Origin of the sequence: Polaribacter litorisediminis (assembly GCF_019968605.1) — a bacterium.
Classification (GTDB): Bacteria; Bacteroidota; Bacteroidia; order Flavobacteriales; family Flavobacteriaceae; genus Polaribacter; species Polaribacter litorisediminis.
This window is the reverse complement of record NZ_CP082966.1, coordinates 2,292,734-2,312,621: the sequence shown is the minus strand read 5'-3', so window position 1 is coordinate 2,312,621 and position 19,888 is coordinate 2,292,734. Positions and strand designations below refer to the sequence as shown.

Below are 19,888 nucleotides of genomic sequence, written 5' to 3'. Positions count from 1 at the left end.
AAAATAATTCCCACCAAAGTGGGAATTAGCATTTTTTTAATGATCTTTTTTATAACCCTTTGGTCTTTTAGAACGAATCGGTGCTTTTGGTTCTGGTTGTAATTTAAATTCGTTTCCTGCTAAGAGTCTTAACGCTTCTTCAACTGCTTTTTCTAATTGCGGATCTTTACCTTGTAAAACTTCTTTTGGGGTTTGATGCACTTCAATATCTGGCGCAACACCTTCGCCTTCAACCGCCCAATTTCCATCAACATCATAAAATCCGCCTCTTGGCGCAACCATTCTACCTCCATCAATAAAACGAGGTGTATCCCAGGTTCCAACTAGTCCACCCCAAGTTCTTGTGCCTACTAAAGGTCCTAAATTTTTCTCTTTAAACATATATGGAAGCAAATCTCCTCCAGAACCTGCTCTTTCATTAATAATCATCACTTTTGGACCCCAGATTCCTGCCATTGGTGTGGTCCAAGGTCTTCTACTTTCACTTTTACTATTAAAATAACCAACCACTTCTCGAGACATAATATCGATCATATAATCAGCAGCAGAGCCACCTCCATTATTTCTTTCATCAATAATAACTCCTTTTTTGTCTTGTTGAGAAAAATAATACCGATTGAAGGATGTAAAACCAGGTTGGCTAGTATTTGGTACATATACATACGCCAATTTTCCATTAGAAAGGGCGTCAACTTTTCTTCTATTTCCTTCAACCCAGTCAATAGATCTTAACCCTCTTTCGCTAGCTACTGGTTTTATTAAAACTGTTTTTGCATTTTTTTCTGAAGGGATATCATTCACTTTTATATAGATTTCTCTTCCCGCAGTTTGTTCTAATAGCTGATAAGGATTCATTGCGGATGTTAGAGAAACGCCGTTAATTGCCAATAAATAATCACCTTCATGCACGTTGATGCCTGGCAAACCTAAAGGAGCTGTAATAGAAGGATTCCAGCGCTCTCCAGAGTATATTTTTTTAAATCGATAAAAGCCCTTGTTTTTTTCTAAATCAGCACCTAATAAACCAACAGGAACTCTATCGACGTTGGGTAAATCTCCGCCAGAAACATACGAATGACCAATCGCAACTTCACCACTCATCATATCGACAACATAATTTAAATCTGTTCTGTGTTTTACATCATTGATCCAAGGCGAATACCATTTATAAACGTCATCCCAAGGGGCACCATGAACATTATCAACATATAGAAAATCTCTCATATAACGCCAACCCTCTTTAAAAATTTGATGCGCTTCAGCTTTCGGATCTACTTTTATTTTCATGTTCGTTTTTAGCGTCTCTTTTCCCGCTTTTGCTGCTTTACTGCTTTCTAAGCTCCATTTTCCATTTTTAAAAAGTAAAACGGAATTTCTATCGTTAGACGCAGTCATGGTAGAAACACCTGTAGCGAAAACTGTTGGTTTTTCTTTGAGTACATCATAATTATGAACTGTAAGTCCTGTAGCGTTTGGAATGGCTTCCGCAATAAATACCTTATTTTCTAGTCCTTTTAATAAGGCTACATAATTTCTTGCTGGTAATTTTAAGACCACTGCTCGGTCAAATAATCCTTTTTCATCAATAATTGTTTTGCTTTCTTTTGGCGTTTTCTTAGCTGATTTTTCATCTTCTTTAGTATTTTTCTTATCATCTTTAACCACTTCTTTTTTGGCAGATTCTTCATCTGTTTTAGGTAAAACAGGCGCTTGGTCTTTAGCGCTTAAAACAACACAATAAAGAGATCTTGTGACACTTGGATCATAAGAACTCATATCTAACCACCCCGTTTGTAGGCCATAATCTGTGCTTGCTAATGTGTAAATATATTTACCAGACGCATCCCAAACAGGTGAAATGGCATCTGCGATTGGGTCTGTAATTTGTACGATCTTTTTTGTACTTATTTGATAGGCAAAAATAGATTTAAAGTTGTTGTTATTTTGTTTTGCATAGGCAATCCAATCACTATCTGGAGACCATTTAGGGTTCATAGTTCTGTTGGGGTGTGCATAACCATCAGCATCTACTTTGGTGATTTTTTTGGTTTCTAAATTCACAATCCAAATTACAAAATTAGTGTCTGTATAGGCAAGATGTTTGCCATCTGGAGACCAATCTGGCTGGAAATAAAAAGTTGGGTTTGGTAGTTTTATAGAGGTTGGATTTGCGCCATCTTGATCTGCAATGACCATTTGATATTCGCCGCTTTTATCAGAAAACCATGCCACTTTATCACCTTTTGGCGACCAAATAGGAGAACGATCTGCAATGCCAGAAGAGTTCGTTAAGTTTCTCCATGTTCCGTTTTCTTTGGGTACAGTAAAGATTTCACCTCTGTGTTCAAAAATGGCTCTTTTTCCTTTTGGTGATACATTCGGATTTGTTAGATCTCTGCCGCTAACATCCATCCATCTTGTTCTAGAGTAATTTAAATCACCTTTTACATTGATGACAATTTGATTGGTTTCCTTCGTTTCTGGGTTTAATCTATGAAGAAATCCTGCCTGCTCATACACAATTCCGTTTGAATTGGCATCCATATTTTTAACATCGAATTTTTTATGAAAGGTAATTTGTTGTTCTTCTTTGGTCGCTATATTGTAAGACCAAATGTTGGCAGTATAATCTCTTTCAGAAATGTAATATACATCACCTTTATACCAAACAGGGCTTACATGTCTTTCTCCATCTTTTTGTGGTGTTTTTATCAATTCTTTCGTTTCTAAATCTACAATCCATATGGGCATCGCTTGTCCGCCTCTGTAATTTCTCCACTCGGCATCCCAACTTGTAATTGGCGTGTAGGCAATATATGCATTGTCTTCAGAAATTTCTCCATAAGCCGCTCTCGGAATATCAAATGCTTCGGGCATTCCGCCTTGGGTAGAAATCGTATAAAATTTACTAGTTTGTGTAGGTTTAGATGCTCTATCTGAACGGAATAAAATTTTCCCATCGGGCGTCCAACTTTGTACCTCATCTCTTGATGGATGGTAGGTTAATCTTTTGGGTTCGCCGCCATTTACAGAGACTAAAAAGACATCTATATTGCCATCATATTGCGCTGTAAAAGCAATCCATTTGCCGTCTTGAGAGAATTGGGGAGCTGTTTCATAGCCGTCATCACTAGTTAAGCGAATCGCATTTCCGCCCTCTAAAGGAACTTTCCATAAATCTGAAGCGTGTAAGAAAACTATATCTGTTTTAGAAAGTGTAGGTTGTCTTAATAAACGTGTGTTTTGCGCGCAGGTAGTATAAGCGATGAATATTGAAAAAATAAAGAAAATTTTTTTCATGGTAAAGTTGATTTAGTTAATGAACGTAAGGTAAGAAATTTAGCGGAATAAATTAAAAAGGTTAAAGTGGTTCATTTACTTTGCAAACAACTGACCAATATCTTTAAAAGCTTTAAATTCTAACGCATTATTTTCTGGGTCTTTAAAAAACATGGTAGCTTGTTCGCCTACTTTTCCTTTAAACCGAATGCAAGGTGCTATCTCAAATTTCGTGTTGGCTGCTTTTAAGGTGTCGGCTAAAGTATGCCAATCTTCCCAAGACAGAACAACACCAAAATGGGGTACAGGAACATCATAACCATCTACAGGATTTGAAATACGTTCAGCTTTAAAATCTTCTTTTTGATGAATCACTAATTGATGTCCGAAGAAATTAAAATCTACCCAATCTTCAGTACTTCTGCCTTCTGAACACTTTAAAATATCTCTATAGAAGGTTCTGCATTTCTCTAAATTCTGAACGGGTATTGCTAAATGGAAGGGTTGTATATTCATTTGGTTTGAAGGTTTAATTGTTTAAAAGTCTAAAAGTTTGTAATCAAAAAGTTTGAAAGTTTGTCTGTTGCTTGCATTAAAACCCCACTGCAGTATCGTCTCCTCTTGGGTCTGCGCCTCCTTCTAATTTTCCGTTGGGTAGGACTAAAATACCTTCAACTTTGCCAATAACAGGAGCGTCTTTTTCATTGATTTTGTAACCTAATTTTTTTAATTCGTTTGTGGTCTTTTTATCAAACTTATTAGGTTCCATCATAATGACATCGGGCATCCATTGATGATGAAATCTTGGCTGATTGATTGCTTCTTGCATTCCGAAATTAAATTCGTGTACATTTAAAATTGTTTGTAAAACCGATGTGATAATCGTAGAACCTCCCGGTGTGCCAACAACCATCCAAAGGTTGCCATCTTTTTCTACAATAGTTGGTGTCATAGAACTTAACATTCGTTTTTCAGGAGCAATTTCGTTGGCTTTTGCGCCTATCAAACCAAACATATTTGGTACACCAGCTTTGCTACTAAAATCATCCATTTCGTTGTTTAAAAAGAAGCCTAAATCATCACAATAGAGTTTTGATCCATAGGCACCATTTAAGGTTGTTGTCACAGATACTGCGTTTCCAAATTGATCGATAATAGAATAATGTGTGGTTTCATCACTTTCTACAATTGCTATGTTTCCGTGAGAAATATCAGCTGATTTTGTGGCGCTATCAAAAGAAAAATCGGTCATTCTACCTTTATTGTATTCTTTAGAAATTAAAGTGTCTATGGGGATGGAAACAAAATCTGGATCGCCTAGAAAAAAACTTCTATCGGCATAAGCCCGTCTTTCTGCTTCGGTAATTACTTGAATAGCTTTGGTGGAATTATGACCGTACGTATTTAAATCATAAGCTTCTATACCATTCATAATTTGTGCTAGACAAACGCCTCCACTTGATGGCGGAGACATCGAAATAACGCGTAAATTATCATACTTAAAAGTAATGGGAGTTCTCCATTTTGCCTCATATTTGGCTAAATCCCCTAGTGTTATAATACCACCGTTTTCTTGGATAAAATGGACCAATCGTTTTGCAGTTTCTCCTTTATAAAATTCATCCCTACCATTTTTAGAAATTCTTTCTAGAGTTGCTGCCAAAGCAGGATATGTAATGACTTCATTCTCTTTCCAGATACTATCAAAAAGAATCAAAGATTTGTTCGCTTTTTTAAAATAAGGCTGGTATCTTTTTATTCTTTCTTCCTGTTTTTTGGTGACAATAACTCCTTGTTTTGCCAGTTCAATAACGGGTTTTAAAATTTCTTCTATAGAAAGGGTACCAAATTTTTTATGCACTTCAAATACACCTGCTACGGTTCCTGGTATTCCTACAGCCATCGCACCTAATGTGCTTTTTCCTTTAATGATTTTATTATTTTCATCTAAATACATGTTTTTACTGGCTGCCAAAGGTGCTTTTTCTCTATAATCTAGAGCGCCAATTTCTCCGTTGTTTTTTCGGTATACCATAAAGCCGCCACCGCCAAGGTTGCCTGCGTATGGGTAAGAAACCGCTAAAGCTAATTCTGTAGCTACCATAGCATCAAAAGCATTGCCGCCTTTTTTAAGAATTTCAATTCCAATTTTAGAAGCTTCCTCTCTAGCAGAAACCACGATGGCTTTTTCAGCGACTAAACCCATAATTTTTTCTTCTGTGGATGAAGGTTTGCAGTGAATACATAAGATAGAAAGTGTAAGGAGAATAGATAATTTTTTCATGTTATTTTGAGTTGATTTCTTGTAATTTTAAGGAGCAAAAGGCACGTAAATCTTTAAAAAAAAGGATAAAATCTTCTTGCAATTCTTCTTCTAAAAGGTTTAAATCCTCTATGGCTAAATGCATTTGAGATTTTCCTTTTGTTCTAGCATTCATGCCGTTTAAAACTTTTGCAATTCCTTCTTTATATTGATAATTGAATAAGATGTTGTATTCAATCATATATGTTATAAAATTTTGTGCTTTTATAGGGAGTTCTAATTTTATGCTATCAAATAAAGTATACACCGAATGGGTATATATCTCTAGCGGGATGGCAGAATAATTACGCCAATTTTTTGCTAAAAAATAATCGTAAAAAATATCGATAATTATACCGTCATAATGCCGGTAACGTTGGTGCAAACGACGCTTACTTTTTCTTACAATTTTATGCGCATCTGTAAATGTATCGATTTCTCTGTGCATAAAAATACCTTGCTGAATTTCTTTAGAAAAGTCCTTATAATTATTCCCTCTAATATGATCTGCAATAAAATTACCGATCATAATATTGGTGTTGTTTTGTGAAAGGTATAAGTGCGCTAAAAAATTCATGTGCTAAAAATACACAAAAGAACATTAGGTTTTAAATTATTTTACGCTGAAAGAGGTTCTTTCAAAAATAGGTTTACCTGTAGTTGTAACCCCTTCAAGAATAATTTCAAAGGTTCCTGAGATATCTGAAGTGTAAAATAATATTTCTTTGGTAGTATTTTTTATGTTAGCATTCCAATATAACTGAGTTCTCATATCAGGAATTCGGTCATTTTTAACGGAATCATACTCTGGAAAGAAATATTTTTTTTGCGGAATGGGTTTTAACAAAGAAAATTTATTATTAGAATGAACATTAGGTTCATAAACATCATTAAATGTAGATATATTTATAATGCCTTGATACACCTTTGCGCCGAAATAATACTTTTCTTGTACCACCTCAATAGACTTTATTTTTAGAGCATCATAAAAAATAAAGTCGCCATGATTCTGAACTATAAAACCATCAACAATTAAAAGAGTTTCTAAATCTTTATCGTATTCTAAATTGATATCTCTCATATGAAAAGCATACTCTTGGTCTTTTTCAGTGATCCAAACATCTTGCAAGATTTCAATAGCAATTTCTTTTACAGTTTTAAATCTTGTGTAATCGTCTAAATTATAGATGACTTTATTTACATGCTCATCAAAAATAAATTTATTTTGATTGGTCTTATAAAATGTTGCGTTTTTTACTTGATTATAGGCGTTTTCAATCTGTGTTTGCAGACTTCTTTCTTTAATGAGTATTCTTAAATCTTCTGTTAAAAATAGCTGCGTAAAATCTTTGAATTTTTTTTCTAATTCAGTCTCTTCCATTAAAGATAACTCGTAATCTTCTTTGTTGGTTTTAAGGATTTCTAGAATAACATTTTCAGCTTGATAAGGTTTGTTTACCGTAAAATAAAATTCACCTTTTTTATTCGTTGTCGCTATTTTTGTAATTTTAGGATTGCCAATAAAAGACACCCCAATTTTTAAGTTTTCAATATTAGCTACTTTTTTTGAGGTTACTTTTCCATGAAAAAGAGCTCCTCTTAATTCGGGTAAATAATTTCCTTGAGATCGCGCATTACTTTTATTTTGTTCATTAAAAAACTGAACAATATTGTTTTTAGAAGCCAGAAAATTAGCTTCTTTTTTTCTGACTGAAATAGATAAATTTCTTGAAATCAAATTTTGAACACCAAGAACAACTTTTTCTCTTTTAGCGTATTCTTTTTTATTTAAATTGATGCTAACTAAATTTGTGGTTGTAGTTTTAAATGATTTAAAATCATTTTTTTTCAAAGAATCAGAAGGCATTATTTTTTCTGAAAAAGGGTTGATGATAAAGATTGTTTCTTCAAAAAATGTTTGCGTATTCCGCATCCACTGGGTGTAAGAAATTAATTTATAAGTTCCTGATTTTAGGGATGAATTTAAGAATACATCACCAGTTCCTTCACCGTTTTTAAGCGTTACTTTTTGTTTGTAAATGCTCTTATTATTACTATCGATTAATTCAATATACCCAATTTTACTTAAGGTACTTAATTCATTAGAAGTATTATTGAAACAATACATTTTATATAGAATCTGTTCGCCAGTTAAAAAGAAATTACTGTTTGTATGCACGTACATTTTTTCTTGTGGAAACTTTTCAATTTCACTAAAAATCATTTTTTGTCCGCTGGAATTTAGTATTCCCAAAAACACAAAACAAAGAACATATATTTTTTTCATCATCATATTTTCTAATCTACCCAAAAAGTAGGTTTAATATTGGAACCCAAAACGGTACAATCTCCGCAAACTTTTGGAACCAGTAAATAAGTTCCTTCTAAATACTCTAAACCAGTATCGTTTTCCCTATAATAGGTATGCGTATTGTCTTTAATTAAAGATACTAGCGGAGAACCACCCGTAAATGAATCAAAAAGAATAGGAGCTGCGAAATCACATGATTCAGGAAAATCTATAGATTGATTCGGAAAAATGTCTTCATAATTAAAAAACAATCTTTTTTCTGAGACTGAAGAAACTTCAAAAAAGCCAATAACTTTTTCATTTTGATTATTTTCAGAAACAATATTTCCTGAAATAAAACCAGGTTGCGCCTGATTGAATACATTTTCGGAACTAGATAATTTCTTTAAAGTATTAAAATAATTATAAGCTTCAAAAGTTTGTACATATTGTTTTACTAGAATACTGTACCTTTTAGAGATGATAAAATTAGTATCTAGAATAAATCTTACGGGAAAATCAACACGATCTTCAGCTAAAGATTTTGTTTCCGTTAGAATTAATTGACTAGAATTCATTGTTTTATAACAGTCTTTATTATCGATGGTTCTTTTGATAACTTCAACACTAAAAGGCGTTCTATCCGAGACAATAGACAGTTCTTCATCAGACCAAAATGGAGGAGAAATTTTGTAGGTCTCTTCGTACGTATAGCGATAATAATGGGAATTGTTGTTTGGGTTAAAACTTTGAACCGATATTTCTACTCCTTGAACACCTTCGATAGAGGTTTGAACACTGGTTGTTAATTTTTCTATCTGTGCTTCTGGTGTTAGTTTTTGTGCTGTAGAGGTGTATGTATCACCCGTTTTAGTGGTAATTTCTAACCAATATTCTTTATTGTTTTCGGCGGAAAATGCGTTTACAGATTCATATTCACCAGCAGAAATCTCATTAAATTGGTAATTAACACCTTGGTTATCTTTGACAACCACACTCGCTCCCGTCTCTTTGTTTTCGCTATTTTGATCAATTTCGAATGTTCTAGACAATTTAACAGTATGTTTTTTTAATTCATTGGTCATACTAGCTTCAACGACTAAATAATTCTCAAAAGTGATCGTTTCAATATCAACGGGTTCTACACAACTAAAAAAGAGGAAAAGCAAGACTAGTTTTGAGATGTTTAATTTTAGTAACTTCATCATTTAAAATTTAAAGTTATATGTAATTGTTGGAATAGGTGTGGCAAATATTGAACTTTGATATGCTTTTACATTTCCGTTTTCGGTGACAAAAAACACAGCAAAAGGATTGTTTCTTCCCAAGACATTATATATTGAAATATTCCAGAAACTGTGTGCAAACTTTTTAACTTTGTGATTGCCTTCAATATTTAAACCCACGTCTAATCGATAATAATCGGGTATTCTAAATTTGTTTCGATCGCTATATAAAACATATTCCGTTCCTTCAAAAATGTATTTTCCTGTAGGATAGGTAATGGGTCTTCCGGTTTGATAGGTAAAGTTACTAGACAAACTAAATCTTTTTGTGAGTTTATAATTAACAATCAAATTTACATCATGAGGTTTATCGAAATTTGTAGGAAAAAATTCACCATTATTGATTCGGTCTTCATTAAAAGGGCTGTCTAATTGTATGAAAGATCTTGAGTAACTATAGCCAAGCCATCCATTTAATTTCCCAACATTCTTTTTTGCTAAAAACTCTATTCCGTAAGATTTTCCGGGACCTTGTAACACTTGTGTTTCAATTCTTTCATTTAAAAGGAAATTGGCGCCTACTTTATAATCGAGCATATTTTGGTAATCTTTATAATAACCTTCTAGACTTAATTCATACTCATTGACGTCAAAATTTTTGAAGATTCCTAAAGAAGCTTGAATAGCTTCTTGTGGTTTAATGTTTACGTCGGATAGTTTCCAAGCATCCGTTGGCGATGCTGATGTATTATTGCTTAATCGATGAATAAATTGAAACGTTTTATTAAAACTAGCTTTTAAAGAGAGTTCAGGATTTAAAAAATAACGTCCGGATAAACGGTATTCAAAACCTTGATACGTTTGATATACTTCATTATTGCCATATTTTTGGGTACTTTGTAAAGTAGCATCAGTTAAAGGTGAGTTTTCTGGATAAAATCTTTGTGTGGCTTCACCTAAACCGAGATAAACAGAATATCTTACTCCTAAATTTAAGGATAGTTTTTTGTTTACTTCAAAAATATCAGAAACAAAAAGAGCGCTCTCTAAACCTTTTTCTTGATCAATTGATAAAGGAGTTACGATTGAATTCTGGTCAGTAGGATTTAAACTTCCTGGAGCAACATTGTATAATTTTGAAGAAATTCCGTAATCAAATGTATGTTGTTTAGAATGTGAATACCTCATTTTTAGTTTTGCGCCAATTTCATCAATCGTATATTTTAAATCAAAGTTATTATTGCCTTCGCTCTCAAAATTGATATTAAAAGAATAATTACTCGATGAAAGGATCAAGTTTCCATGATTTTTGTCGTTAAATTTATGAGACCAATTTATCGAAGCCAAGGTATTGCCATATGTATTGGTGGTGTCTGAAGCAATTCTAAAATTATCATTACTATGATACCCTGTAATTCTCAATGAATTATTTTCATCAAATGTATGATTGTACTTTGCAATAACATCATAAAATGATGCGCTACTATTATTTAGAGATTTATCGTTTAAAGATTTTAAAATCCAATTAGAATAAGTGCTTCTAAAGCCTAAAAGTAAACCAGACTTATTTTTTACAATCGGTATTTCTAAACTCACATTACTAGTTACTACACCAAGGGAAACTTCGCCTTTAAACTCTTCCGTACTTGCGTCTTTGGTGCTGATATCAAAAACAGATGAAATTCTACCGCCATATTCGGCCGGAATATTTCCTTTATATACTTTTAAATCGTTTGTAGTAAAAGGGTTTATTGCAGAGAATAAGCCTAAAAAATGCGCAGGATTGTACATAACGCTTTCGTCTAACAAAAATAAGTTTTGATCTACTTTGCCACCTCTTACATTTACGCCTTCGGCACCTTCACCCGCAGATTTTATACCGGGTAGCGTAGTAGCCACTTTTAAAATATCTCTTTCTCCTAAAACCTGTGGGATATTTTTTATGTCTTCAATATTTATTTGAGTGATGCCTGCAATAACTTCTTTTATGTTGTTTTCTTTTTTGGTGGTAATAATCAGTTCATTTAACATTTCAGATTCCTCACTAATGGTAAAGTTAAGAGCTCCTTCACCAAAAACAACTAATTTTTTAAGGGTAGTTGCATAACCCAATAATTGTGTTTCAATCGTATTTTGTCCGTATGGAAGTTTAATGTTGAAAAATCCATCTTTGTTAGTTGTCGTAGAAATATTTTTTGAACGTTCTAAAATAACAAGTCCTTCTATAGGTTTGCCGGTTTCATTATTTTTTATCGTTCCACTTACTTTATATTCTTTTTGTTGAGATTGTAAAGATTCTTTACCAATACTAATGACGTCATTGCTATTATTGCTATTTTCTTCGATATATATAGGATTGTATATTTCTTTTGTGTTTGTGTTCATTTCTTTTTCATCGTACAAACTTTTGCGCAAAAGATTTCCTTTTGTTATGATTACTTTTTCATTTTGAATATAGTAATTTAAAGAAGTGCCACTTACAATATTTTTTATAATTTCATCAATAGAAACCGCTTTAAACGCTCCGCTAATTTTGGAATCATCTAACCAAGAATCAATAAAATAGAATTTATAATTTGTTTTTTTTTCTAACGCGAGAATGACCTCTTTTTTGGTCAGATTATTATAAGTAATCGTTATTTTTTCTTGACTCAAGACATGGAAAGAGACCAACAATAATAGTATTGAAATGTATTTTTTCATAAATTATTTGTTGGTTAAATTTGTTGAAATCTCAGTAACTAAAAGAGCATAAAATTGGTCTAAATTATTTTTTCTCAAATTTTTATTTACTTTATAAAATGTTGTGATTGTATTTTTGTTCTTCGGAAATAAGGTGTAAAAATCTTTTTTATTATTTATTTTGTGATAGGTGTCATTGTATTTTAGCAGATAAAAATTGTTTTCTAAAAACTTATAATATACGTAAGAAGTATTCAGTTTTTTCTTTTTTTCTTTTACATTTTTTTTTAGCAATTCTATTGAGCTTGTTTTTTTAAGAATCTCACAAAAACCATATTCTTTAATGTTAATAAAAGATTTGTTTGCGATGCTGAAACCAGTAACAAAAGGTTTTTCTAGGATAATAGACCTGTTTTCAAAAGTACTTGAAAGATTAAGGATTAAATGATCTTCTGCAATATCATATTTTATCAATACATCAAAAAACTCTTGATTTTGATATGTAACATTTCCAAGTACAAAATTAGACGTGTTAAAAAATGGATGATTGTCTTCTAGTGTTCTATATTTTTCATAATACAGCGAACCATAACTTAAGTCGGTGTTTTTTAAACCAACAACTTTATCAAAAGCTTTGTATAAACTTTTGCTATTATTTTGAGCAATGATAGGGGCTGTAAAAAAAACAATAAAAAGTAAAAAAAATTTCATTTGGTTGGTTGAATAATTTTTTTAAATGTAAACAAAAAATATAGAGTTGAAGTAAAGTTTGCTTTTAAAAATATTGTTTTTTTAGTTCATTAATCCGGATAATTCATTCTAATTATTGTTGAAAAGGTTATAAAGCGTTCTCTTTGAGGAGATAAATCAAAAAAGCAAACCTTTCTTTGTTCAGATATAATTCTTCAATCACCTTATTCTTGTGAATTTTATTGTTAATTTCTATTTCTATTTCTATTCCTTTTAACCAAGTATTGGAGTGTCTACCTTCGAGATAATAATTCTTATGAGCTGATAAATTTGCATGTGTTAAAATATGTTTTAACCCTAAAATACCCTAGAGTATGAGTAGAAAGCATTTGAGATTAATAATAAAAACGTAGTTTTTGATAAAAAAGGAACGCTGGCGCTGAGAGTTTTTTTTAAACAATTAAATATGAATGGTTATATAGATTTTAATCGAAAAGAATTCCTCGATGGGCTGCGTCGGGGTTTCCGTTGAAATTGTCATTCCCGTGAAAACCGGAATCTAAATAATAGAATTTTGGTTTTTGACCTTTTTAGGTCAAAATGAAACGAGCAAAACCTGCCTGCTGGGAGGTAGGTAACCCTATAGCTCTGCTTCGAGGATAGTTCGTTTCAAGAAACTCTTTATTTTGCCTAGAAAAACTAAATATATGAGGTCATTGAAGACTATATTAATTGGTTTAGTAATAAAAGAGTGCATTCTAGCATAGGATATCTCTCATCTATAAAAATGGAAATAACATTGATAGGGTTTATTAAAAAAGTAGCTTTATAAAAAAGTCCCAAATTTAGTAGGTAATCAATTAGGAATTGTCTTTTCAATAAGCGCATAAAAACATAGTTGCAAGGCCATTTAACAAGAAATAATTTATGTAGTCCTTGGTTTTAAATAAATAGCGATTTAAACAAAGCATGAAGTAGGTGAGATTAGATGAAAGAAATCATGATCAATGCAAAAAGAAAGTCTTTTGTTGTATGTTGTGTGTGTAAAAAGTATTCGGTAGTACAACTTAATGACTACAATTAGAAAAGCGCTACCAAGAATAAAATCTAAAATTTGCAGGATTTTAAAAAAAAGTTTACATTTACGTAGAATTAATTGAAGAAAGATTTATGAAGAAAAAAGCAGTTATAGTTTCAGGATATTTCAATCCAATTCACAAAGGTCACATTGAATATTTCAATAATGCGAAGGCACTAGCAGATGAGTTGTTTGTTATTGTAAACAGCGATTTACAAAGAGGTTTAAAGGGGTCTAAAGAGTTTCAAAAAGAAGATGAGCGTTTATTCATTGTTCAGAATATAAAAGCTGTTGATAAAGCAATGATTTCGGTAGATACTGATCGGACGGTCTGTGAATCCATTCGAAGTATTTTTGAGAAACATCATCAAGAATATGATTTAGGGTTTGCTAATGGGGGAGACCAAGACAATAATTCAATACCAGAAGTTCCGGTTTGTAAGGAATTAGGCATTGAATTAATTGACGGATTAGGAGAAAAAATACAATCTTCGTCTTGGTTATTAAAGAAAAATTAAAAGATATAAGTATGAGAGTAGGGATTACCTTTAGTGCTTTTGATTTGTTACATGCAGGTCATATTACAATGTTAGAAGACGCAAAACGTCAATGTGATTATTTAATATGTGCATTGCAAACAGATCCAACCTTAGATAGACCAGAAAAAAATCGTCCAGTACAATCTGTTGTAGAGCGATATATCCAATTAAAAGGATGTAGGTTTGTTGATGAAATTGTGCCTTATGCAACAGAACAAGACCTAGAAGATGTGTTGCGTTCGTTTAAAATTGATGTGCGAATTATCGGTGATGAGTACGCTAGCAAACAATTTACAGGTAGAAAATATTGTGAAGAAAAAGGAATTGAATTGTATTTCAATAAAAGGGAACATCGATTTTCAAGCAGTGGTTTGCGCAAAGAAGTACAAGAGAAAGAAAATTTAAAAGGTAAAAAATAGAAATCTAGTTTGATTTAGTACTAGCAATGTGTAGTATTTTTAAAAAATAGTTTTCTGAAAACCTGAAATAAAAAAAGTTAGTCGAAATTCATTTCGACTAACTTTTTTTTGTGCTTTAGGAGATCAAAATTAAGTTCTTAAAATTTATTTTTGAAGGTGGAACCGTTTTTGAGTTGGATTGTAAAATGGATAAAAAGTAGAATACCAATGCTGTTTTGAAATGACTGTAAAAGAAAATGATGATGTTTTTCTTTATAAAAAAAGTAAATAACAAAGCATAGCCCATTTTTAGATTACATTTAATCGATGGACCGAGCCACCTATTTACAAAACCTTTTTGATTATTATAAGATTGCCACGACGCACCTCTTCGCGATGACATTATAAATTTATACTCTAAAACCCCGACCTATTTTATTTTTCGTAGGAATTCAAAAGGGATGCAACGGCTAAGTGTCCAAAGAGCGCAGCGGTCTGGACACGATAGTGAAATCACTTGTAGAATTCAAGACTACCAAAACCAAAATATATTTTGGTTGTAGGTAACTAGCATAGCGAAAAAGTAAGTCTAGATTTTTGTTTCTTTTCATCAATGGAAAAGAAATTAGAATAAAAGAAAAATAAACAAGCAATATAACCTGCAAACTTGTCACTTCGACCAAAGGAGAAGTCGTATAAAGAAGCGCACACAAAGTTTAGTACTCTTACGTTTGCTAATAACGAAGCAGTCTCATTTTTATGAATGCTAAATCAAAAGATTGTTTTGTGCATATAGGTTATCGATACAATTCCGATGAGTTCTCGATACAGTTTCAATAAAAAATTGAAATCACTCGAACTGACACCTGGATTTACTTTAAAAATCAGAATCTAAAACCTAAATATTTTTGTTTTTCGTAGAAATTTAAAAGATTGCTTCAATTGTAACTCTTTGGCAATTACTTTATAAATTTAAACTCTAAACCCCGACCTATTTTATTTTTCGTAGGAATTCAAAAGGGATGCAACGGCTAAGTGTCCAAAGCTTGTCCTCAACTTGATTGGGGAACTCAATAATAAGTCTGGACACGATAGTGAAATCACTTGTAGAATTCAAGAAAAATAAAAGTAAGTCTTGACTTTTTGTTACTTTTTGGTCAAGCAAAAAGTAAAAACATAAAAAAAGAACGCTATGTCTCTATGTCTTAGTGTATAACAGAGCAATCAATTTAAAGAACCTTTTTGATGAATATGAAATTGCTGCCCGTATTTCCCTTCAATAAATTACCATTGAAGTTTTTATTAAATAATTGTTTTTCAGTGATTTAAAGGTCGGTTAAAGTTACTTGTATTTTTACGATTATTTTGCAATTCAGTATATTTAAAACCAATTTACGTCATCTTCTACGCTTGTAAAAATTTTTTTCTTGGGTCTCGAACTGACACCTAGATTTACTTTAAAAATCAGAATCTAAAACCTAAATACTTTTGTTTTTCGTAAAAATTTAAAAGATTGCAATCATGCCTCTGTCGTAATGATGTTTAGGGTTTTTTGACGTTCCAAGCCTAGCACTGTTATTAAAAGATTCTAAACCCCGACCTATTTTATTTTTCGTAAGAATTCAAAAGGGATGCAACGGCTAAGTGTCCAAAGCTTGTCCTCAACTTGATTGGGGAACTCAATAATAAGTCTGGACACGATAGTGAAATCACTTGTAGAATTCAAGAAAAATAAAAGTAAGTCTAGATTTTTGGTGAAGCCTGTGCTGAACTAGATTCAGTATTCATCAATGGAAAAGAAAAGAAGAATAAAAGAAAAATATACTTTTAACTAGTTTATGTAAAAACATTATTAGGGTTTTTTAAACTAAAAGATTGCTTCAATCGTGCCTCTTTCGCAATGAAGTGCTGCCCCTAGAACCGTCATTGCTAATAACGAAGTAATCCCATTTTTAGGGATTCTAAAAAAAAGGATGTTTTGTGCATATAGGTTCTCGATACAATTCCGATGAGTTCTCGATACAATTTCAATGAAAAATTGAAATCACTCGAACTGACACCTGGATTTACTTTAAAAATCAGAATCTAAAACCTAAATACTTTTGTTTTTCGTAGAGATTTAAAAGATTGCAATCATACCTCTGTCGTAATGATGTTTAGGGTTTTTTGACGTTCCAAGCCTAGCACTGTTATTAAAAGATTCTAAACCCCGACCTATTTTATTTTTCGTAGGAATTCAAAAGAGATGCAACGGCTAAGTGTCCAAAGCTTGTCCTCAACTTGATTGGGGAACTCAATAATAAGTCTGGACACGATAGTGAAATCGCTTGTAGCATTCAAGTAAAATAAAAGTAAGTCTTGAGTTTTTGTAACTTTTTGGTCAAGCAAAAAGTAAAAATAAAAAAAAGAACATTACATTTAATCGATGGACCGAGCCATCTATTTACAAAACCTTTTTAATTATTATGGGATTGCCACTCCGTATTACCCCCCAATAACGTTATAAATAGAAACTCTCAAACCTCGACCTATTTTATTTTTCGTAGCTATTTAAAAGAGATATAACGGCTAATTGTCCAAAGCTTGTCCTCAACTTGATTGGGGAACTCAATAATAAGTCTGGACACGATAGTGAAATCACTTGTAGAATTCGAGAAAAATAAAAGTAAGTCTAGATTTTTGGTGAAGCCTGTGCTGAACTAGATTCAGTATTCATCAATGGAAAAGAAATTAGAATAAAAGAAAAATAAACAAGCAATATAACCTGCAAACTTGTCACTTCGACCAAAGGAGAAGTATTATAAAGAAGCGCACACAAAGTTTAGTACTCTTACGTTTGCTAATAACGAAGCAGTCTCATTTTTATGAATGCTAAATCAAAAGATTGTTTTGTGCATATAGGTTCTCGATACAATTCCGATGAGTTCTCGATACAATTTCAATGAAAAATTGAAATCACTCGAACTGACACCTGGATTTACTTTAAAAATCAGAATCTAAAACCTAAATACTTTTGTTTTTCGTAGAAATTTAAAAGATTGCTTCAATTGTATCTCTTTCGCAATTACGTTATAAATTTAAACTCTAAACCCCGACCTATTTTATTTTTCGTAGGAATTCAAAAGGGGTGTAACGGCTAAGTGTCCAAAGCTTGTCCTCAACTTGATTGGGGAACTCAATAATAAGTCTGGACACGATAGTGAAATCACTTGTAGAATTCAAGAAAAATAAACAAGCAATATAGCCTGCAAACTAGTCACTTCGACCATAGGAGAAGTCGCATAAAGAAGCGCACACAAAGTTTTGTACTCTTACTATCTCCTCGCTATGACGTTATAAATTTAAACTCTAAACCCCGACCTATTTTATTTTTCGTAAGAATTCAAAAGAGATGCAACGGCTAAGTGTCCAAAAAGCGCAGCGGTCTGGACACGATAGTGAAATCGCTTGTAGAATTCAAGTAAAATAAAAGTAAGTCTAGATTTTTGTTTCTTTTCATCAATGGAAAAGAAAAAATGAAACAAAATAAGGGAGATATGTTTTTCTATTGCTGTTGGGTCAAGCAAAAAGTAAAAACATAAAAAAAGAAGAGCAACCCTATGAGATTGCCACGTCGTACCTCCTCTCAATGACATTAGAAATTCAAAAGGGATGCAACGGCTAAATGTCGCTAATAACGAAGTAATCCCATTTTTAGATATGCTAAATCAAAAGATTGTTTTTTGCTATATAGGTTCTCGATACAATTCCGATGAAAAATCGGAATCACTCGAACTGACACCTGGATTTCTTGTCACTTCGACCATAGGAGAAGTCGCATAAAGCAGCAAACACAAAGTTTAGTGTTCTTACTACCTCCTCGTGATGATCTATGTTAAAAAATCTTGATTTATAAAAAAAAATGCGTTTGTATTGAATCAAGTATGCGATTATAGATAGTAATTTTGGTTACTTATAAATGCTTTTGTAAATTCGCAAAAAAATTAAGCAGAAGATATATGGAGATTCAATTATCCAATCAAAAAGTTTTAGTGACTGGTGGAGCAGGTTTTATAGGTTCTAATTTGTGTGAAGCATTATTGGAAAAGAACAATACGGTTGTTTGTTTAGATAATTTTGCAACCGGTAGAAAAGAAAACCTTGCTGCCATTGTAAATAATCCAAATTTTACTTTGATCACCGGAGATATAAGAAATCTTCAAGATTGTTTATTAGCAACAAAAGGGGTAGATTTTGTTTTACACCAAGCTGCTTTGGGGTCTGTTCCTAGATCCATTAAAGATCCAATTACTTCTAATGAAGTAAATGTAAGTGGTTTTTTAAATATGTTGGTTGCCTCTAGAGATAACAAGGTAAAACGCTTTGTTTTTGCGGCAAGTTCTTCTACCTATGGAGATTCTGAGTCTTTGCCAAAGGTAGAAGACGTTATAGGAAAACCTTTATCTCCATATGCCGTCACTAAATATGTAAACGAGTTATACGCGGATGTTTTTTCTAAAACCTATGGTTTAGAAACGATTGGATTGCGTTACTTTAATGTCTTCGGAAGAAAGCAAGATCCAAATGGCGCCTATGCAGCGGTAATCCCAAAGTTTGTGAGTCAACTAATGAATTTAGAAGCTCCAACCGTCAATGGTGATGGAAACTACTCAAGAGACTTTACGTATATTGATAATGTTATTCAAGCAAATTTATTAAGTTTGGTTGCCGATAAAACGGCTGTAAATACAATTTATAATGTTGCCTACGGAGATCGGAATACGTTGAATGATTTATTGGGGTATTTAAAAGAATTTCTGGCAGAATTCAATCCTAAAATTAAAGATATTGAAGTCATATATGGACCAAATCGATTGGGAGATATTCCCCATTCGCATGCAAGCGTGGACAAAGCAAAAGAATTATTAAAGTATGATCCGCAGTTTTCTTTGCAAAAAGGGTTGAAGGAAGCAGTTGAATGGTATTGGAAGAATCTTTAGGAATAATTAATAGTGATTGGGAATTAGGGATTAGGTGATAGTTATGAAAACACATAAAGATTTATTAGTTTGGCAAAAGTCAATTGATTTAGTAACAGAAATCTATAAGTTAACAAGTCAATTTCCTAGTAACGAAATATATGGATTGGTTAGTCAGTTAAGAAGAGCTTCAGTTTCAATACCTTCTAATATAGCAGAAGGAGCTGCTAGAAGTTCAGATAAAGAGTTTGCTAGATTTTTGTACATTGCAAGAGCTTCAGCGGCTGAAGTTGAAACTCAATTAATCATTTCAGAAAATCTAGGTTATTTAATGTCAGATAAAAGTAAATCAAAAGAGCAGTTGTTAAGTATCTCTAAAATGCTAACAGCATTAATTAATAAAATTAATCAACGAATAAAATAGGTTTAATTATTAAATTGTAAGT

General features: G+C 32.3%; 13 protein-coding genes. 5 read left to right on the top strand and 8 right to left on the bottom strand.

What is annotated here, in order from left to right:
• Positions 1–36: 36 nt before the first annotated feature.
• From K8354_RS09980 to K8354_RS09945, 8 genes are all read right to left on the bottom strand, one after another.
• Positions 37–3,300 carry a S41 family peptidase gene (locus tag K8354_RS09980; protein ID WP_223439281.1) on the bottom strand — a complete coding sequence of 1,088 codons (3,264 nt, stop codon included), beginning with the start codon at positions 3,298–3,300 and terminating at the stop codon, positions 37–39.
• A 75-nt stretch (positions 3,301–3,375) separates the two neighbouring features.
• Positions 3,376–3,795: a VOC family protein gene (locus K8354_RS09975; protein WP_223439280.1), complete on the bottom strand. Its 420-nt coding sequence runs from the start codon at positions 3,793–3,795 to the stop codon at positions 3,376–3,378.
• A 76-nt stretch (positions 3,796–3,871) separates the two neighbouring features.
• Positions 3,872–5,563 carry a gamma-glutamyltransferase gene (gene ggt, locus K8354_RS09970; protein WP_223439278.1) on the bottom strand — a complete coding sequence of 564 codons (1,692 nt, stop codon included), beginning with the start codon at positions 5,561–5,563 and terminating at the stop codon, positions 3,872–3,874.
• A 1-nt stretch (position 5,564) separates the two neighbouring features.
• Positions 5,565–6,158 (bottom strand): acyl carrier protein phosphodiesterase, encoded by a 594-nt coding sequence (locus K8354_RS09965; protein WP_437440111.1) that lies wholly within the window; start codon positions 6,156–6,158, stop codon positions 5,565–5,567.
• 36 nt (positions 6,159–6,194) lie between these two features.
• Entirely contained in the window at positions 6,195–7,805 is a 1,611-nt protein-coding gene (locus tag K8354_RS09960) for a hypothetical protein (RefSeq protein ID WP_223439276.1), read from the bottom strand.
• A gap of 74 nt (positions 7,806–7,879) precedes the next feature.
• Entirely contained in the window at positions 7,880–9,079 is a 1,200-nt protein-coding gene (locus K8354_RS09955; RefSeq protein ID WP_223439274.1) for a DUF4249 domain-containing protein, read from the bottom strand.
• Entirely contained in the window at positions 9,080–11,800 is a 2,721-nt protein-coding gene (locus K8354_RS09950; RefSeq protein ID WP_223439272.1) for a TonB-dependent receptor, read from the bottom strand.
• A 3-nt stretch (positions 11,801–11,803) separates the two neighbouring features.
• The gene (locus tag K8354_RS09945; RefSeq protein ID WP_223439270.1) at positions 11,804–12,490 is read right to left on the bottom strand and encodes a hypothetical protein; all 687 of its coding nucleotides are present in this window, start codon (positions 12,488–12,490) and stop codon (positions 11,804–11,806) included.
• A 682-nt stretch (positions 12,491–13,172) separates the two neighbouring features.
• On the opposite strand from K8354_RS09945, the gene K8354_RS18835 reads away from it, so the two are divergent.
• From K8354_RS18835 to K8354_RS09920, 5 genes are all read left to right on the top strand, one after another.
• Positions 13,173–13,301 carry an IS3 family transposase gene (locus tag K8354_RS18835; RefSeq protein WP_223447655.1) on the top strand — a complete coding sequence of 43 codons (129 nt, stop codon included), beginning with the start codon at positions 13,173–13,175 and terminating at the stop codon, positions 13,299–13,301.
• A 338-nt stretch (positions 13,302–13,639) separates the two neighbouring features.
• Positions 13,640–14,065, top strand: coding sequence for an adenylyltransferase/cytidyltransferase family protein (locus K8354_RS09935; RefSeq protein WP_223439268.1), 426 nt, complete (start codon positions 13,640–13,642; stop codon positions 14,063–14,065).
• 11 nt (positions 14,066–14,076) lie between these two features.
• A complete protein-coding gene (locus K8354_RS09930) occupies positions 14,077–14,505 on the top strand; it encodes an adenylyltransferase/cytidyltransferase family protein (RefSeq protein WP_223439266.1) in 429 nt (142 codons plus the stop codon).
• 3,977 nt (positions 14,506–18,482) lie between these two features.
• Positions 18,483–19,463, top strand: a complete 981-nt coding sequence (locus K8354_RS09925) for an SDR family oxidoreductase (RefSeq protein ID WP_223439264.1) — start codon at positions 18,483–18,485, stop codon at positions 19,461–19,463.
• 43 nt (positions 19,464–19,506) lie between these two features.
• Entirely contained in the window at positions 19,507–19,866 is a 360-nt protein-coding gene (locus K8354_RS09920; protein WP_223439263.1) for a four helix bundle protein, read from the top strand.
• The last annotated feature ends 22 nt before the right edge of the window (positions 19,867–19,888 follow it).